This window comes from Hymenobacter negativus (genome assembly GCF_016056375.1).
Classification (GTDB): Bacteria; Bacteroidota; Bacteroidia; order Cytophagales; family Hymenobacteraceae; genus Hymenobacter; species Hymenobacter negativus_A.
Window position 1 is genome coordinate 58084 of sequence record NZ_JAEDAE010000009.1, and the last position, 17259, is coordinate 75342.

The 17259-nt window shown below is 61.9% G+C and carries 16 protein-coding genes; 6 read left to right on the forward strand and 10 right to left on the reverse strand.

Going from position 1 to position 17259, the window contains the following annotated elements; translation table 11 throughout:
* Positions 1-66: 66 nt before the first annotated feature.
* On the reverse strand, positions 67-879 hold the full coding sequence (locus I7X13_RS17255) for a DUF4097 family beta strand repeat-containing protein (RefSeq protein ID WP_198076425.1): 813 nt from the start codon (positions 877-879) through the stop codon (positions 67-69).
* A gap of 226 nt (positions 880-1105) precedes the next feature.
* Here I7X13_RS17255 and I7X13_RS17260 point away from each other — a divergent pair, with 226 nt between their 5' ends.
* A complete protein-coding gene (locus I7X13_RS17260) occupies positions 1106-2119 on the forward strand; it encodes an MBL fold metallo-hydrolase (protein ID WP_198076426.1) in 1014 nt (337 codons plus the stop codon).
* A 6-nt stretch (positions 2120-2125) separates the two neighbouring features.
* On the opposite strand, the gene I7X13_RS17265 is transcribed toward I7X13_RS17260, so the two are convergent.
* The 5 genes from I7X13_RS17265 to I7X13_RS17285 all read right to left on the reverse strand — a co-directional run bounded on the left by I7X13_RS17265 (position 2126) and on the right by I7X13_RS17285 (position 6363).
* Positions 2126-3037: an arginase family protein gene (locus tag I7X13_RS17265; RefSeq protein ID WP_198076427.1), complete on the reverse strand. Its 912-nt coding sequence runs from the start codon at positions 3035-3037 to the stop codon at positions 2126-2128.
* Between the two features lie 53 nt (positions 3038-3090).
* Positions 3091-3837 carry a hypothetical protein gene (locus tag I7X13_RS17270; RefSeq protein WP_198076428.1) on the reverse strand — a complete coding sequence of 249 codons (747 nt, stop codon included), beginning with the start codon at positions 3835-3837 and terminating at the stop codon, positions 3091-3093.
* Positions 3838-3884: 47 nt separating this feature from the next.
* Positions 3885-4838 (reverse strand): hypothetical protein, encoded by a 954-nt coding sequence (locus I7X13_RS17275; RefSeq protein WP_198076429.1) that lies wholly within the window; start codon positions 4836-4838, stop codon positions 3885-3887.
* A gap of 106 nt (positions 4839-4944) precedes the next feature.
* Positions 4945-5745: a hypothetical protein gene (locus I7X13_RS17280; protein ID WP_198076430.1), complete on the reverse strand. Its 801-nt coding sequence runs from the start codon at positions 5743-5745 to the stop codon at positions 4945-4947.
* Between the two features lie 72 nt (positions 5746-5817).
* Positions 5818-6363 carry a hypothetical protein gene (locus I7X13_RS17285; RefSeq protein ID WP_198076431.1) on the reverse strand — a complete coding sequence of 182 codons (546 nt, stop codon included), beginning with the start codon at positions 6361-6363 and terminating at the stop codon, positions 5818-5820.
* 173 nt (positions 6364-6536) lie between these two features.
* On the opposite strand from I7X13_RS17285, the gene I7X13_RS17290 reads away from it, so the two are divergent.
* Positions 6537-7307, forward strand: a complete 771-nt coding sequence (locus I7X13_RS17290; RefSeq protein ID WP_198076432.1) for a LytR/AlgR family response regulator transcription factor — start codon at positions 6537-6539, stop codon at positions 7305-7307.
* Between the two features lie 23 nt (positions 7308-7330).
* Here I7X13_RS17290 and I7X13_RS17295 read toward each other — a convergent pair whose 3' ends face one another.
* Complete coding sequence (locus I7X13_RS17295; RefSeq protein WP_198076433.1) at positions 7331-9451, reverse strand: tetratricopeptide repeat-containing sensor histidine kinase; 2121 nt, start codon at positions 9449-9451, stop codon at positions 7331-7333.
* Between the two features lie 210 nt (positions 9452-9661).
* On the opposite strand from I7X13_RS17295, the gene I7X13_RS17300 reads away from it, so the two are divergent.
* The 4 genes from I7X13_RS17300 (at position 9662) to I7X13_RS17315 (ending at position 13225) form a co-directional block, all read left to right on the forward strand.
* The gene (locus tag I7X13_RS17300) at positions 9662-10156 is read left to right on the forward strand and encodes a hypothetical protein (protein ID WP_198076434.1); all 495 of its coding nucleotides are present in this window, start codon (positions 9662-9664) and stop codon (positions 10154-10156) included.
* Between the two features lie 144 nt (positions 10157-10300).
* Positions 10301-11035: a YebC/PmpR family DNA-binding transcriptional regulator gene (locus I7X13_RS17305; RefSeq protein ID WP_198076435.1), complete on the forward strand. Its 735-nt coding sequence runs from the start codon at positions 10301-10303 to the stop codon at positions 11033-11035.
* 132 nt (positions 11036-11167) lie between these two features.
* Positions 11168-12247: an acyltransferase family protein gene (locus tag I7X13_RS17310; protein ID WP_198076436.1), complete on the forward strand. Its 1080-nt coding sequence runs from the start codon at positions 11168-11170 to the stop codon at positions 12245-12247.
* A gap of 144 nt (positions 12248-12391) precedes the next feature.
* Positions 12392-13225, forward strand: coding sequence for an FkbM family methyltransferase (locus tag I7X13_RS17315; RefSeq protein ID WP_198076437.1), 834 nt, complete (start codon positions 12392-12394; stop codon positions 13223-13225).
* A gap of 77 nt (positions 13226-13302) precedes the next feature.
* Here I7X13_RS17315 and ftsZ read toward each other — a convergent pair whose 3' ends face one another.
* The 3 genes from ftsZ to I7X13_RS17330 all read right to left on the reverse strand — a co-directional run bounded on the left by ftsZ (position 13303) and on the right by I7X13_RS17330 (position 17159).
* Entirely contained in the window at positions 13303-14799 is a 1497-nt protein-coding gene (gene ftsZ / locus I7X13_RS17320) for a cell division protein FtsZ (RefSeq protein WP_198068862.1), read from the reverse strand.
* Between the two features lie 104 nt (positions 14800-14903).
* On the reverse strand, positions 14904-16316 hold the full coding sequence (gene ftsA, locus I7X13_RS17325) for a cell division protein FtsA (RefSeq protein WP_198076438.1): 1413 nt from the start codon (positions 16314-16316) through the stop codon (positions 14904-14906).
* Positions 16317-16400: 84 nt separating this feature from the next.
* The gene (locus tag I7X13_RS17330) at positions 16401-17159 is read right to left on the reverse strand and encodes a cell division protein FtsQ/DivIB (protein WP_198076439.1); all 759 of its coding nucleotides are present in this window, start codon (positions 17157-17159) and stop codon (positions 16401-16403) included.
* Positions 17160-17259 lie beyond the last annotated feature (100 nt).

Consider the following 17259-nt stretch of genomic DNA (forward strand, 5'->3'; position numbering starts at 1 on the left):
ATATATTAATTTATATTGTTATATACTTCAGCTTTATGAGCGCGGCTAGACCAATGGGCACGGACCTTAATCGCGCTCCTGGTCCACGCTGATGCCACCGTTGGTGGTCACAGCCTTCACGGTAGCGCCGCCCTGGCCCAGGCTGGCTTCCACCTCTTTGTGGAACATGCCCGACTTGGTTACCGGCAGCTCGGTGCGGATGCCGCCCATGTTGGTGCTGGTGAAGAGGCGGGCCGAATACGTGCGGGGCAGCTTCCAGTGAATGCCGCCGTTGGTAGTGGCCACATCCAGACCTTTGCCGTCCCACTTGCTGCCCGTGAGGGTGATGTTGACGCCGCCGTTGGTGGTTTCGCCCTTCACCTGGCCGCCCAGGTTGGCGAGGTTTACGCCGCCGTTGGTGGTTTCGAAGGTGATGGCCGAGTTGAGGTTATCGAGGCTGATGCCGCCATTCACGGTATTGAGGGCCAGGGCGGTGGTGCGGGGCACGAATATTTCGTAGCTCACGCTCCAGTTCTGGTCCTTGTCGGGGTCAGCGGCGCGCAGGGTGTTGTTGGCCGTGCCGATGGCGATGCGCTTGACGCGGTCGGTGGCTTCTTTTTCGGTGGTGGCCCAGGCCTGCACCCGGGCGCGGATGCGGACGTTGGGCCCATCCCAGCCGTGGACGGTGATGCCGCCGTTGGGGTCGGCGTTCACGCTCAGGGGCTGGCCGGCGGGGGCGCTCATGGTCAGGTCGCGGGTTTCGCAAAAGCCTTTCATCAATTTGTCGCCCCGGTTCCAGGAGTTGTTTTCGCAGGTGGTTTTGAACTGGGGTTCGGTGGTTTGGGCGGTGGCGGCGAAGGCACCGCACACCAGGGCGAGTACAGAAATCAGGTTTTTCATGGGGGTTGGGAAGTGAAGGTTTGGGGACGAAATAATGATGCGCTACGGACCGGGCCAGTTGTCAGTGGAGGCGGCCAACAAAAGGATTACCGGGCTTCGACCGATTCGTTACACGGCCCAGTCAAACTATTTTTCATCACCCCAACCAGCCGCTCACGGAGCGGGAAACATATCCCGCCGGCAAAATCTGCGTACAGATTTGCTCCACCAACCCATCTCCCGCCCTATGGATACCCTAGCCGCCGGCGTCACGCAGCTTCGCATTCAGCGCTTTGTCAACGTTTATTTTGTTGAAACCGGCACCCCCGGCGAGTGGGTGCTGATTGATACCGGCCTGCCCGGCAGCAAGAAAACCATCCTCGCCGCTGCGGACAAACTGTTTTACCCCGGCTCCCACCCCGAGGCCATCATCCTCACCCACGGCCACCTCGACCACCTGGGCTCGGCCAAAGAGCTGGCCGACCACTGGAACGTGCCCATTGTAGTGCACCCGCTCGAGCTGCCCTACGTAACCGGCCAGGCCCTGTACCCGCCCCGTGACCCCACCGTGGGCGGCTCGCTGGCCTTCATGAGCCGTTTCTTCCCCACCCAGCTGCCCAACCTGACCGACCGCGTGCAGGCCCTCGACGCCGACGACCCCAGCACGCCCTTCCTCATGAACTGGCGCTGGCTGCACGTGCCGGGCCACGCCCCCGGCCAGCTGGCCTTCTTTCGCGAAGCCGACCGCGTGCTGATTGGGGCCGATGCCTTCGCCACTTGCCACCACGACTCCGTGCCGGCCATTTTGCTGGCTGCGCCCAAAATCAGCCGGGCCGGCACGCCGTTCAACTACGATTGGGAAGCCTCGCGTAAATCGGTGCAAACCCTGGCTGCGCTGGAGCCCAAGGCCATTGGCTGCGGCCACGGCCCGGTTATCATCGGCCCGGAGGCAGCCGCTGGCCTGCACCAACTGGCCGATAACTACCCAATTCCGACCCACGGCCGCTACGTGAACGAGCCCGCCCGCACCGATGCCAGCGGCGTGGAACACCTCCCGCCCGCACCCAAAGACACGCTGCCGCTGAAAGCCGCCATCATCGGCGGGAGCCTGTTGGCGGCCGGCGCGGCGTGGCTGCTCACCGGCCGCCGCAAACACAAGAAGTCGAAAGCCTATAAAAAGGCCTACAAAGCCGCCAAAAAATCTGGTAGCTATAAGTCATTCACTCCCCCGCCGCTCTACCGAGGCGGCGTGGGCAGCTAAGCGCTGTTATGATTTCAACTGCCCCGCCACGCCCGTCAGATAGGCGGTGATGATGGTGGCGGCTAAGCGGGCGGTCTGGTTGTCGCGGTCGTAGAGCGGATTTAGCTCCACGATTTCGAACAGCCGGACCGCTTCTTTTTGGCCGGCCAGAAACGCGGCTTCCACCGCCTGTCGGGGCGTGAAGCCATCGGCACTTGGGGCCGAAACGGCCGGGGCGAAGGCTTCGGCGCAGCCATCAATGTCGAAGCTCACGAAGGCGGGGCCAGCCGTGGTGGCACGTTGCAGGGCGTGGCCGACGTACAGCTCCATACCGCCCTCCTGCACATGGGCCAGCGGCACAATGTGAGCCTGCTGCCGGTGCAGAAACTCGATATCTTCCCGGGTATTGAGGTTGGAGTGCAGGCCAATTTCGGTGAACCGCTCGCCCGGCAAAAACCCTTCGCGCAGCAGCCGGCCAAACGGGGTGCCGCTGCTGATTTCGGGCTTGTCCTTCACGTCGGCGTGGGCATCGAAATTGATACCGCCCACCGGCTGCCCGTCATTGGCATCCCAGAGGCCGCGCACGGTGGAGTAGGTGCCGTCGTGCGAGCCGCCCAGCACCACCACGTGCGGGTACTGGCGCAGCAGCTGGCCCAGCCGCTCCCGGATGTGGGCGTGGTTCTGGGCGTGGTCGGGGTGGCGCAGGGCAAGGTTGCCGGCATCGGCAATGCGCAGGTTGTCAAGGCTAATGCCGTGCTCCAGGTTGTAGGTTTTGTGGTAGCGGCGCAGCTCGCGGCGGATGGCGGCGGACGCACAGGCCGCACCGGCCCGGCCGCCTTCCAGCACGGTGCCGAAATCAATGGGCAGGCCCACGAGGCACACGTCGGCTGCGGGCAGTTCGGCGGCGGGGTGGATAAGTTCGCGAAGGAAAGTAGGCATGCCCCAAAAGTACGGAACCGGCCCGGCGAAGCAGTCGGAATGGAATTTCCTGGCTACTGCCGCGAGTAGGCCATGCCGTTGAAATTGAACAGCGTGACCTTGCCTTTGCCGTCGCCCACCGGGTAGGCCACGTTGCGCACCGTGTGGCCCTGCGCATCGGTGAGGGTCAGAAACCAGCCATCAAGCCGCCAGTGGCCGGTATTGGCCGAGGTGCCGCCAGTTTCGGCCACGCTGCGGTCCGTGACGGACGTGACCGTGGCTACGCCACTGCCCTGGCACGTGCCGTCGGCCTTGAAAATGAGCGCTTTCGAAACCGTGGCCTGCCCCATCGCCGAAGCAACCGTGGAGGTGCCGCCCTCAAATTTCCCCACCAGTTGGCTGGGGCTCTTGAACGGCCCCACGGCCGAGAAAATGCTCGCCCCGCTCCAGCTGAAGCCGCCGCCCAGCATGTTCATTTCGGCTGTTTCGGGCTTGGGATAGCCGTTCCAGGCAATGGACAGCGTTTTGCCCGTCACCGAATAGCGGCCCTTCGATTTGGCGGGCGTGGAGGCCAGTTCGGCCGCGCTCAAGCCCACGGGGTTCTCATAGGCCAGGCCATCGGGGCCGAAGTAATAGCTCATGGTCATAAAATTGCCCAGTACCGACTTCGTGACAAAAAACAGGCCCACGGGCTTGTTGCCGACCATATGGCCGGCCACCGGCGCAGGACCGGGCGCCACGGCCAAATGCGCCTGAGCGCGGCCCGCAATCAATAAACTTAGCAGGACGAAGCGAAAAAGGGCGGGGTGAAAATGGAGCATGAGCATAAGGTTGTAATTAGCAGCAGCTGATAAAGAGCTTTGAGTTTCTACTGGGCCGTGGTTTTGTAAGTAGTTCCGTTGAAACGGAAGTAATAGGCCTTGCCCGTTTTTTCGTCCAGGCTGGTGGGGAAGGCCAAGTTGCGAATGGTGCCTTGCCCGTCAGTCAGAGTCAGAAACCAGCCGTTCAGGCTCCAGCGGCCCGCTTGTTTGGAAGCCGACGAAACGTTGGTGACCGAGCCGGTATTCGCTTCCAGGTGCCCGTCGGTGAGGTTGTCGCGGGTGAAGGTGCCGTCGGCCTTGAAATTGAGCGTGCGGTACACCGCCAGCGAGCTGGCGGTAACGCTCACGGCGGCATTGCGGCCCTCAAACGTGCCCAGAAGCTGACGAGCGTTGCTGAACGGCCCCACGCAGACAAACCCGCCATTCCAACTGAAACCGCTTGGGTCGGACTTATACTCGTAGGTTTCCGACTGGCCGGCGGCCCAACGCACTGTCATCTGGTTGCCGTTCACGGCGTAGGTACCACGCCAGCGAGGGTCGACGGCGGCCAGGCCCGCGGGCGAAAAATTGGCGGGGTCCACATACACCTGACCTGCCGGCGTGAAATAGTAAATTCGCTCATTACTAAACACATTCATAAAGAAGAATAGCCCTACCGGCTTGCCGCCCGTGGTCCGGCCGGGCAGGGGCGCCACCACAGACGCGGGCGCAACGGCGGGAGCCGGCCGGGCCGCAACGGGTGCCGGAGCAGGTGCAGCCGGGCGTGGGGCGACGGCCGCCGGGCGCGCGGCCGGGCCACGGGCCGCGCCACTCAGGGCGTTTTTGCGAGCCAGCGCTTTGGTCATGCCATCGGAGTCGTCCACGCTCATGTAGGCTTCGTAGGCCTGCTGGTAGGCGGCGGTGGCGGCGGCTTTGTTGCCGGCGGCTTCCAGCTGCTGGGCTTTGGCAAAAACCGTGGCGCCGGGCGGCCCCTGATAGGCCGGCTGGGCGGCGGCACTCATCAGGCTAATGCTCAATAGCCCTAAGCTTAGCACGGCGAGCCGCCAAGTGCTGCGCAGGGAGAGTCGGGCCGAATTGGGTTGATACTGCATCTGAGGTTCGGCTTGCTTACAACCGCTTGTAGGCCACGTTATTGAAATAAAACCGCGTCACCTGCCCGGTTTTGTCGTTGGTTTCGATGGGGTAAGCCACGCCGCGCGTGGTGCGGCCGGCGGCATCGGTGAGGGTGAGTGTCCAGCCGGCCAGGGCCCAACGGCCTGCCGCCTCCCCTGAGCTGCCGACGTGGGCATTGCTGCCGCTGGTGTTGGTGGTGAAGGAGGAAGCGCTGCTGCCGCTGTAGCTGCCGTCAGCCCGGAAGTTTAGGCTGCTCACCGCCGCCGCTGCGCCGCTGCTGCTGCTCACCGAGTTGCCGCCCTCGAAAGTGCCCACCAGCTGCCGGGGGTTGGCAAACGGACTCATGCCCACGAAAATGCCCATATCCCAGGAAAAGGAATTGGTCGAAGGATTCTCAAAAATGGCCTTTGAGGTGTTGCCATCGGCCCATTTCATCACGAGCTGGCCGCCGGCCAGGCTATAGGTACCCCGGGCGTTGGCGGGCAAGCCGGCCAGACTCGTCGGCGTGAAGTCGACCGGATTATTATACACCTGCCCGGCCGGCGTGAAGTAGTAAGTGGCTTTTTCGAGCGAATGAAACGCCATGAGGTAGCGTGTCATGAAGAACAGGCCCACCGGCTTCCCGCCCACCACCTTGCCCGCCAGCGGCGCGGCCGAAGCAACGGGCGGAGTAGTGCATGCCACAGCAGGCCAATCCTCCGCGGCAGCGTCGCGCGGCGCGGCCGCCATCGAAAGCACCGCGCCAAACAGGGCACCGCAGCGCACGGCGCTACGCCAAAAGACGAAGATTCTCATGAGCTTGCCGGAAATAAAGGTTGCTAAATACCGTGAGTCATTTTTTTAAAGACCAATCATTCATCAGAGAAATTAGCTACCCAGCTTCACCGTGCCATCGTCGTTAAAAGTGCGCTTCACGGACTCTGAGCCTTTCACTACCAAGCCAAATACTTCACGGCCGCCGTTGGCATCCTGGTTCAGTATCATGCTCAGCGAGAGGGCGGGCTCGCTGTAGCTGAAGGTGCCGCCATAGGTTACCGGCTTGCCTTTCGAATTGGTATAGGTGAACTCGATGTTCTGACCCTTGATGGTGTACCGCCCCGTTTCGTCGAAATGGTAGCTGCCGTAGGGCCCCGGTATTTGCAGCTTTTTCTCGTAGCTCCCCGCCGCTCCCAACGTGAGGGTGCCCCCCACCCCACGCGTGTTGGTGGGCTTCTGGCCGTGGGCGGGGTCGTACACCAGATACACCGTGTAGGTGTACGTCCCGAAGAACTTGGGTGGCAGCCCGGTAGCCCATCCTAGTTGGGAGGCCGCCGAAGCCGTGGCACCGGTAGGCTTTTTAGGGGGTGCGATGGTCTGGCAATGGGCCGCTTCCGACATCGTTGCCAGCAGCAGGACGCAAAACAGTTTGTTCATGTAGCAGATAGGAGGAGAAATAGTGAGCAGAAGCAAGGTAAGGCCGGCACTCTGGGAAGAAAAGTAGCCGCGCGTTACCTTGCGCCGACAAGGAAGTCGAGCAAGGCTGATGGAAAGTCGATGTACTTGCTCCTTGGTCGATAAACCGGCGCCGCGGCGTTCTCCTTCTGCTCATGTCTGCTTCTCCCCCCTTCAGTTGCCTGGTTCTGGACGACGACCTGCTGGTGCGCGACCTAGCCGTCGGCTTCGTGGAGCAAATTCCTTCCCTGACGCTAGCTGGCAGCTACGACGACCCGCTGCCGGCTTTTGAGCACCTGGCCCGCACGCCCGTCGACCTGCTGATAACCGACATCGAGCTGCCCCGCCTCAACGGCCTCGACTTGGTGCGTGCCCTGCGCCAGCCGCCACTGGTCGTTTTCATGACCTCGCACCCGCAATACGCCCTGCCCACCTACGACCTCGACGCCGTCGATTTCCTGGTGAAGCCCCTGCGGTTCGACCGGTTCCTGCGGGCCATTGATAAGGCACTGCTCCTGCTGCGCGCCCGCGCCGCCAGCCCTGCGGTGCCTGAGCCAACGCCGTCGCCCCTTGCCGATACCGACGCGTTTTTCATCCGCACCGAGTTCCAGTATCTGAAGCTGCGCTACGCCGACGTGGCCTACGTGGAAGCCATGCGCGACTTTGTGAAAGTACATCTGCTCGACGGCACGGTGCACATCACCTTGGTCAGTCTCAAGCACATGGAAGAGCAGTTGCCGGCCGCGCTGTTTGTGCGCACGCACCGCTCTTATCTGGTCAACGCTCAGCACATTGCCGCCGTCACGGCCCAGGATGTGCGCGTGGGCAAGGTAGACGTGCCGCTGGGCCACACCTTCCGCGAAAGCGTGCTGGCGCAGGTGGTGCAGCAGCGCTTGCTCAGCCGCCACCCCGGCAAGGCTTCGTAGCTACTTGCTGGTCAGGATTTTCGCTAATTCCGAACCGCTATTTCAGCCACTGCTGGTACTTCTGCCAGCGGCAGCCCCAGCGTGAACGTGCTGCCTTGGCCGGGACCAGCGCTGGCCATCCACAGCTGGGCGCCGTTGCGCAGGGCCACGTCGCGGCTCAGTTTCAAGCCCAGCCCAGAGCTGCGGGGCTGGCCGGCCCCGGCGGCGCGGCGCTCCGGCGTTTCGGCCGGCACTTGCTGGCGGGGCGTGGGCACGGGCAGGCCCAGGCCAGTATCAGCTACGGCCAGCTGCCAGGTGCCGGCCTCGCGCCGGGCCGATACCCGCACGGTACCGCCTAGCGGCGTAAACTTAATGGCGTTGGATAGCAGGTTGCGCAGCATCAGACGCACGGCCGACGGGTCGGCCCAGACGTGTTCCTCGCCGGTCAGGTCGTGGTGCAAGGCCACCTGGCCGGCCTCCGCAGCGGGGCTCAGCAGGTCAAAATTTTCTTCGACCACGGCGGCCAGCGCCATGTTTTCGGGCTGGGGCGGGCCGGTGGCGCGCATTTGCAGCGCGGCCCAGTGCAGCAGGTTTTCGAGCAGGGCCAGCGTGTGGTCGAGGGTGCGGGTGAGGCGCTGGGTGTATTGGGCCAGCTTTTCGGGCGGCAGCGGCGGGCCGCTCAGCAGCCCCACAAAGGCGTGCAGCGAGTGCAGCGGCCCCCGCAGGTCGTGGCCGATGATGGAAAACAGCTGGTCTTTGGTCGCGTTAAGGGCGGTGAGCTCGGCGCGCTGCTGTTCAATCTGCTGGTTTTTGCGGCCCAGCAGGCGGTTCAGCCGCCACAGCACCAGCCCGCCCACGGCGGCCGCCACCAGCCCCAGCCCCAACCCCCACAGCTCGCGCTGCTGCTGGCGCAGGCGCAGCTGCTGGGCTTCGGCAGTGCGGGCCAGCATCTGGGCATGGTCGCGCTCCTGTCCAAGCTGGAAGTCGCCCTGCAAGCGCCCGATTTCTTCGGCTTTAGCCTGGCTGAACAGGGTGTCGTGCGCGGCCTGGGCCTGCTCGGCGTAGGCCAGGGCCTGGCGGTAGTCGCCGCGCTGCTTGAGGACGTGGGCCAGGGTTTTGGTGGCTTCGTATTTTGCGTTGGCACTGCCAATGCGTTGGGCAATGGCCAGCGCCTGACGCGCCCGAGCCTCGGCCAGCGCAGGCTGGTGGAGGCGGTCGGCCATGTCGGCCAGCTCGTTCAGCACGTACACCGAATTATCTTGGTCGCCAGCGGCTTGCAGCAGCTTCAGGGCGCGTTCGCGCACCTGCTGCGCTTCGGGCAGGCGGTGCTGCTGGTCGAGCCAGTCGCCGAACGAGCTCAAGACCACCCCCAGCTGCGCCTTCTCGCCAAAGCCCTCCGACACCCGGATGGCTTCGCGGAACAAGCCTTCGGCCTTCGGCGAATGCAGAGCCATGTAGCCGCTGGCCAGGTTGGTGAGGCAGTCGGCCAGCGCGCCCGGGTTGGCCGACTGCCGCACCAGCGGCAGGGCCTGTTCCAGATAATCCACCCCGCGCTGGTACTCAAACCGCCGCAGGTACACGTTGGCAATATTGTTCAAGCAATTGACCTGCAGCAGGGTATCGCGCAGCACCCGGGCCTGGCGCAGCGCGGGCAGCAGTGCCGCCAGCGCGCGGGGGAAGTCGCTGCGGCTGCTATAGATGATGCCCAGGCCGTTGCGCGTCTGAGCCTCGCTACGCACGTCGCCCCGGGCGTGGTAGAGGCGCAGGGCTTCTTCGCAGGCGCGCAGGGCCCCGGGGTAGTCGTCCTGCTCGTTGGCGGCCTGGCCCAGGGCCAGCAGCAGATTGGGCAAGTCGGGTTGGCCGGGGGTGCGGCGCGCCAGGGCCACGCCTTCGGTGAGGTAGGTGCGGGCCCGGACCAGATTGCCGTGCACCAGTTCGGCTTTGCCCAGCATACGCAGGGCCAGGGCTTCGCCTTCGCGGAAATTCAGACGGTGGGCCAGTTCTTTTGATTGCAGCAGCAAGGGCTGGGCCTGGTCAAAATGCCCTTCGCGTAGCAACAGCTGGGCCTGGTGGCGCAGGGCGCGCACCTGCGCGGTATCGGCCGGGGGCAGGCCGGCGGCCAGCAATGCCAGCAACACGACGGCTCCGCCCACGCGCCGGTACATAAAACAAAATCTTATGATTCGCCCAACCGCGTGCTTCAATTCATTACCAAGGCTTTCCATCCCGCATAGTTAAATAGAAATCCGGCAATTGCAAATATGCTTTTCCGGGCGCAGTCTTTGCCTGAACGGTGCCTGCTTCCAACCGGCCCAAACCCTATCCGGACCTACCTTCGAAAAACCATTTCGGACGCTGCTCATTCCTTCGCTTCCATGTTTTCTCGTTTTTCGCTGCCTTTGCTTGTTGCCCCTGGTCTGCTTCTGGCTTGGCCGGCAAGTGCCCAGGCGCCGGCCCAATCCGCTGGAGTTCCCCTGCCTACTTTTTACACCACCTACCGCTACACGGCCTATACCGTGTACGACACCACCAGCCTCGACCCGCCCACCCGGGTGAGCGGCGTGGGCGGCACGCTCACCCTGCGCCCGGCCGGCACCTACGAAAAACGCTTCACCATTCCCGGCAACAACAACGTCCCGATGCTGTTCAAACAGGATGGCACGTTCACTCTGGCCGGCGACAGCGTCCGCTTCGCCTTCCACGACCAGAAAGGGGCCGATGTGCAGCGCGGCACCTTCCGCTTCAACCCCGCCACCCGGCACCTCACCATCACCATCCTCGGCTACCCGGCCGGCAACCGGGGCGTGTACGAGCTGGTGGCCACTGAGCCCGCGCCTGCCGCCAAAATCGAAAAAAAGCGCCGCCGCTAGCCCCCGCCGCGCCCGGCATTTGGCTCCCCCCGCGCCTTCTGGCTAACTTGCGGCCTGTTTCACCGAAACCCACTTCGGTGAAGCCCGCGCAGCCCCGGCTTCGCGCCTCCAACCCTCATTCACTCAGTTACTCAGTCACAGCAAATGGGACGCGCATTCGAATTTCGCAAAGGCCGCAAAATGAAGCGGTGGGATAAAATGTCGAAAGACTTCACCCGCATCGGCAAGGAAATCGTGATGGCCGTGAAAGAAAACGGCCCCAACCCCGACACCAACGCCCGCCTGCGCGCCGCCATGCAAAACGCCAAGGGCGTGAACATGCCCAAAGACCGCGTGGAAGCCGCCGTGAAGCGCGCCAGCAGCAAGGAAGAAAAAGACTATTCCGAAGTGGTGTACGAAGGCTACCTGCCCCACGGCGTGGCCGTCGTCATCGAAACCGCCACCGACAACCCCACCCGCACCGTGAGCAACGTGCGCCTCATCTTCAACCGCAACGAGGGCACGCTGGGCACCGCCGGCAGCAGCGACTACACCTTCACCCGAAAGGGCGTGTTCAAGCTGGCCGCCGAGGGCCTCGACCGCGACGAGCTGGAGCTGGAACTCATTGATTTCGGTGCCGAAGACGTGTACGAAACCACCGAAGAAGACGAGCACGGCGCCGAGCACAAGTTCATCGTGGTCGAAACCGCCTTCACCGATTTTGGCCAGATGCAGAAGGCCCTCGAAGCCCAGGGCCGCCACGTGGTGAGCGTGAACCTGCAGCGCGTGCCCAACACCACCGTTACCCTCAACGACGAGCAGCTCGACGAAATCATGACCATCATCGAGAAGTTCGAAGACGACGAGGACGTGCAGGCCGTGTACCACACCGTGGGCTAAGGCTGTATTAAATTGTCATGCTGAACGCAGTGAAGCATCTGAGCAAACGGTAAATTAACCGGCATTGCTCAGATGCTTCACTGCGTTCAGCATAACAGGGCTTCCGTTTACCACCCCGATTCCCTCCCCGCCATGCCGCCCACCGCCCGCCCCCTCGCCTACCGCCCCGGGCTGGACGCCGTGCGTGCCGTGGCCATTCTGCTGGTCGTCGTCGGCCACTGGACGCTGCCTTCCTTCCCCATGAGCCTCATGGGCAGCATGACGTTTTTCGTGCTCAGCGGCTATTTCATCTCGGGCATTGTCTGGAAACAGGAAGTGTACGTGGGCGCGCCTGGGCGCTGGGGGCGGCGGCTGGGTGTGTTTTACCTGCGGCGGCTGGTGCGCACGCTGCCGCCCTACTACCTGTCGCTGGCGCTGGGCTTTGCGCTGCCACTCGTCACGCTGCACCAGTACCCCGGTTGGTTTCTGGTGCCGGTGTCTAACCTCTTGTTCTACCGCTTGCAGCACTGGGGCGAAGGCGTGGGCCACTACTGGACCATGGCCGTCGACGAGCAGTTCTACCTGCTATGGCCGGTGCTACTGGCCGTGGTACCCAGACGGGTGCGCTGGCTGACGCTGGTGGCAGCCGCCGGCCTCATTTTCCGCATTGCCTGGAGCACCTGGGTACGGCCCAACCTGGCCTTCGCCCTGCTCCCCGGCTGCCTCGATTTGTTCGCCGCCGGGGCCATCCTGCGCCACGCCGAGCAGCTGCCAATGGTGCGGCGGCTGGCCCGTTTCCAGTGGGTTGCGCTGGCCTGGCTGGCCTGGGCCGCCCTCTGGGCCGCGCTCTACCTCACCGGTTCGCACTACATCTGGCAGCTCATCTACGCCAGCGCCGGCTGCCTGCCCGCCGCCCTTACCCTCAACTGGGCCCTGCACCAGGCCACCCGCCCCGCCGCCGAAAACCGCCTGCTCACCGCCCTACGCTGGGTGGGCCAGCGCAGCTATGGTTGCTACCTCTACCACTTGCTGCTGCCTGTTTTCTACCAGCGGGCCGTGTTCCGGCTGTTTCCGCTCGCGGGCGAGCACGGCGCGAGCTCACGGGCTTTCTGGCTGAGCCCAACTATGCTGGTAGTAGTGCTGCTGCCCCTGTTGCTTCTGATGGCCGCTGGCTCGTGGCGCTGGCTCGAAGCCCCGCTCAACCGTTGGAAAGAACGGCTGGCTTATTCCTAAAACCGCCAAAAGCGCCCCTTTTTCGTAATCCTGCATTGGCATTGCGTTAGGCGCAAGCTCGGGCTGCAACCCAAACCACCCGGCAAAACCTCCTACATTTGGTCTGCCAATCCTTCGTCCTGCTCAAAACCAGCCCCAACCCTTATGCTCAACTACCTCATCAATTCCTTCAAGCGGAAAATGGCCCGCCGCATCACCCAAAAGCACCCCATGGTGCTCGATACGTTTGCCATTCCCGGCATCGGCAACGGGCAAGTGCAATTTGCTAACTGGGAAAATCCGCTGGTTGAAAAGAAGGTATTCACGAAGGAGACGGTTGACTTTTTCAAGAAATTCCTCCACCCCGGCGACTTCGCCATCGACATTGGGGCCAACATTGGCCACACCACCGTGCAAATGGCCCTGGCCACCGGCCCCACTGGCCTCACCCTCGGCTTCGACCCCAACCCCTACGTCTTCGAAATCCTGCAGCGCAACGCCACGCTCAACCCCGAGCTGGCGCGCATCGGGGCCCACAACCTCGCCATCTCCGAGCAGGACGACGAGTTCTACTACAACTCTTCCGAAGCCTCCTTCAACAATGGCGGCATCTCCAAAACGCCGAACAACAAACACGGTAAATATGCGCTCAGCACGAAAATAAAGGGAGTTAATCTGGAGTCATTTCTGGAAAAAGAATACCCCGATTTCCTCAGCAAACTCACGCTAATCAAAATCGACACTGAAGGCTACGACAAGGAAATTATCCGTTCCATTTCCAGCCTCATCACCAAATACAAGCCGGTAATCATTTCCGAATGCTTCGGCAAAAATTCCGATGAAGAGAAATTCGAGCAATTTAATCTGCTGGAATCCCTGGGCTATTCACTGTTCTATTTCACCGATTTTGTCGCTACCACAGAGATTATTCCTATCAAGCGCAAAGAAGATATGTTGAAATACAAACACTTCGATTTTTACGCGACGCCCAACGCTTAAATTTCAATAATTACCTTATAAAAAGGCCGCCGCTGAAATTTCAGCGGCGGCCTTTTTAATTAGTCGGGTCTAATTAACTAATCCACGTTGTCGTGCAGAAACCGGTTATCGCCCAGCAGCTCATTATCATCCGATAAGTTGAAACGGGAAATATTCTGGGCCGAGCTAGGCTCCACGTTTTCGAGTTTCACCTGGCGGCGCAGGTAGGCGGGCGTGTCGTACTGGCTCACTGCCTCGGGCGGCAGGCCGTTGCTGAGCTCCTGCAGGCGACGGCGGCGCTCCAGCGCCTGGGCATCCATGGCAGGACGCGGGCGGTGTGCCTCTGGACCGATGGCGGGGACAGCGGCGGCGCTCGACGTGAGCACGGGCTCGGTCGGGGCGCTGGCCGGAATACCAGCCAGCGGCGGCGCGTTGTGCGCCGAAGGTCCGTTTAGGTCATGCATCACGCGAGCCGGCTCCGGCGCGCCGAAGCTAGGCACGAACGGGGCCGAAGTAGCCGGCGCACTCGGCGCAGCCTCCGGACGCGGAGCTTCTGCCACCGGAGCCGGAGCTACAATCGGCTCCTGCGAGGCGGCGCCTCCCATTGCCGGCGTGGTAATGGAATGTGCCTCGCGGGCAAAACCTGTGGCAATTACCGTCACCCGAATGCTCTGACCCAAGCTGTCATCGATGCCGTGGCCGAAAATCATTTCGGCGTCCTGCCCGGCTTTCTCCTGGATGTACTCCGTGATTTCCGTCAGCTCGTCCATTTCCAGCTCGTGCTCTACGCCCGACATGATGGAAAGCAGGATGCGCTGCGCCCCGTGAATGTCGGTGTTATTGAGCAGCGGCGAGTTCAGGGCTTCCTCGGCAGCGCGGCGGGCGCGGTTTTCGCCTTCGGTCACGCTGCTGCCCATCACGGCTGCCCCGCTGTCCTTCATCACCGTTTTCACGTCTTCAAAGTCCACGTTCACATCAGCCGTTACCGTAATGATTTCGGCGATGGACTTGGCAGCCGTGGTCAGCACGGTATCGGCTTTGGCGAAGGCGGCACCCATCGTCAGGTTGCCGTAAATCTGCGGCAGCTTGTCGTTGAGAATCACCAGCACCGTGTCGCAATGCTCGCTCAGCGCCTTGATGCCTTCTTCGGCCTGCTGGCGCTTCTTCTTGCCTTCGAACATGAACGGGGCCGTCACGATGCCTACCGTGAGGATGCCCAACTCCTGCGCCACCTGCGCAATTACAGGGGCAGCGCCAGTACCGGTGCCACCGCCCATCCCGGCCGTGATGAAAAGCATCTTGGTGCCTTGGTTCAGCAGGTCGCGGATTTGCTCCTTGCTCTCAATGGCGGCCTGGCGGCCACGCTCGGGCTTGGCACCCGCGCCGAGGCCTTCGGTGAGGTCGACGCCAATTTGCAGCTTGTTGGGCACCGTGGAGCTTTGCAGCGCCTGGTGGTCGGTGTTGCAGATGATAAACTCCACGTCCTTGATGCCCTGCTTGTGCATGTGCTTCACGGCATTGGAGCCACCGCCGCCAACCCCAATCACCTTGATGATGGACTTGCTCTGGGCGGGAATATCGAATTTGTAATTCATAATTTTTGAGTTATGAGTTTTGAATTATGAGCTATGAGTTATGAATCAGCGACCTTTTCGGTTTGCCAATTCATAACTCATAATTCATAACTCATAACTAAATACTAGTAGGATTTATCGTCGTAATCGTCAATCAGCAGCCCTTTGGTGCGGGTGATGATGTCCTTGAAGAAGCGACTGGCGGCACCGGGCTCTTTGGGCTTGGCGGGCTGCGGCGCGGGGGCCGGAGCCGCTGGCGTAGCAGCACGCGTTTCCACAGGCGCGGGCGCAGCCGGAGCTACGGGTGCAGCGGCTGCCGGGGCGGCATAGTAAGAAGGCACGACTACCTGCTCCTCTTCGTAGCTGGGGCGCGAAATCTGACGCTCGTCGAGCGAATGGTAGCCCGACAGCACGAGGCCTACGGTAGTAGCGTACATCGGCGATTTTACGGCCTCAATACGGCTCTTGCCGAGGTGCTGGTTGGGGTAGCCGATGCGGGTATCGAGGCCGGTGATGTACTCGGTTAGCTGCTCCAGGTTTTGGAGCTGCGAGCCGCCGCCGGTGAGCACGATGCCGGCCGACAGCTTGTCGTGCAGGCCCATGCGGTAGATTTCGGCATAAACCAGCTCCATGATTTCCGACATGCGGGCCTCAATGATATAAGCCAGATTTTTCAACGAAACCTCCTTGGGCGGGCGGTTAGGCAGGCCGGGGATGCTCACGATTTCGTAGTCGCTGGCTTCCTGGGCAATGGCTTTGCCGAACTTCACTTTCAGCTGCTCGGCTTGGCCGGGGGCCACGTTGCAGCCGGTTTTGATGTCCTGCGTGATGATGTTGCCGCCGAAGGGCAGTACCGCCGCGTGGCGGATGATGCCATCTTTGAACACCGCCAAATCGGTGGTGCCGCCGCCAATGTCAATCAGGGCCACGCCAGCCTCTTTCTCCTCCTCCGAGAGGATGGACATGGAGCTGGCGAGGGGTTCGAGAATCAGGTCGGCGATTTCGAGGCCGGCCTTGGTCACGCACTTGTTGATGTTGTTGATGGCCGTGCTCTGGGCCGTGATGATGTGGAAGTTGCCTTCCAGGCGCACGCCTTCGTAGCCCACGGGGTCGGAAATACCTTCCTCGTAGTCCACTTTGTAGTCCTGCGGCATCACGTGGATGATTTGCGAGCCGGGCTGGGTCACCAGCCGGTACATGTCCTGCGTGAGGCGCGCCACGTCGTCCGGGCCGATGGTGTCGTGCGAGTTTCGGGTGATGCTGCCGTTGTGCTGGAGGCTCTTGATGTGCTGGCCGGCGATGCCGACGTTTACCACTCCAATGCTAATTCCGGATTGTTCTTCGGCCTGCCGAATGGCCCGTTTGATGGCGTCTACGGTCTTGTCAATATTGAGCACGATGCCGCGCGAAACCCCTTCGGACACGGCTTTGCCCATGCCCAGAATTTCGAGTTTACCGAACTCGTTTTTGCGGCCCACCAGGGCAACGATTTTTGTGGTACCAATGTCGAGCCCGACGACGATTTTGTCTTGTTGCATAGGATGCGGTGCTGGCGAGCAGTGAAAAAGCGGTGGGTTGGGAATGAAAATCAAAGACCTAACGGTCTATTTTTCAGCAAATTGCTATTCGCAAATAATCTGATTTTGGTATTCGACGTTTACGCGGTGGTAGGTGTCCCACCCCAAAACTGACGGAATTTGACGGTAAAATACCATAAGCTTCGCGAATTTTTCAGAAATATTTTCGGGGAGCCCGAATTCAATACGTTGGTCGCCCACTTGCTGCGTGAACGACAGCTTGCCGCCGGGCTCAATAAACACCTCCGAAACCTGCGCTTTCCAGAATTCGTGCTCGTCTACGTAACGCAAAAACTCCAGGTAGCGCCGCCCGGTGCTATCCTGGAAAAATCCAGTTGGCAGACTACCTCCGCCGGGTCGCGCCACAGTGGCCACGCGGGCCGTAAACAGGGGCGAAAGCGGCAAGGCGCGCCCTTCGGCATCGACGTAGGTATCGAGGCGGGTGTCGGGGTGCGTGAGGCGGGCGATGGGGCGGTTCTGCCGCACATCGGCGTGCAGGTTGCCGGCGAGGTCACGGTACACCTGGGCATCGCGCACGAAGGCGTGCGCTTTCAATCGAGCTTCCAGTTCGCGCAGGCGCGGGCCTTCGGGCTGGGTACCGATAACGGGCTCTTTACCGCCCTTGGTGAGCAGGGCCGTGACTCCGCGCTCAGAAATAAAATAGTTATCGAACTCGTTGGCAATGTTCACCTTCACGGCATCAACCGAGCGGTTGGCCTGGCGCACGGCGGCGAAAGCGCCCAGCGCGCCCAGCACCAGCAGGCAGGCAGCGGCCACGAGTAAGTTTCTAACGGTGCGTTCCAAATTCAGGGTATGAGGGTGCGAGGGTAGGCGGGTATGAGTTGGAATTTTCTGTCATCCTGAGCGGAGCGAAGGGCCTTCTCACGCCATAACAAGCTGTTCA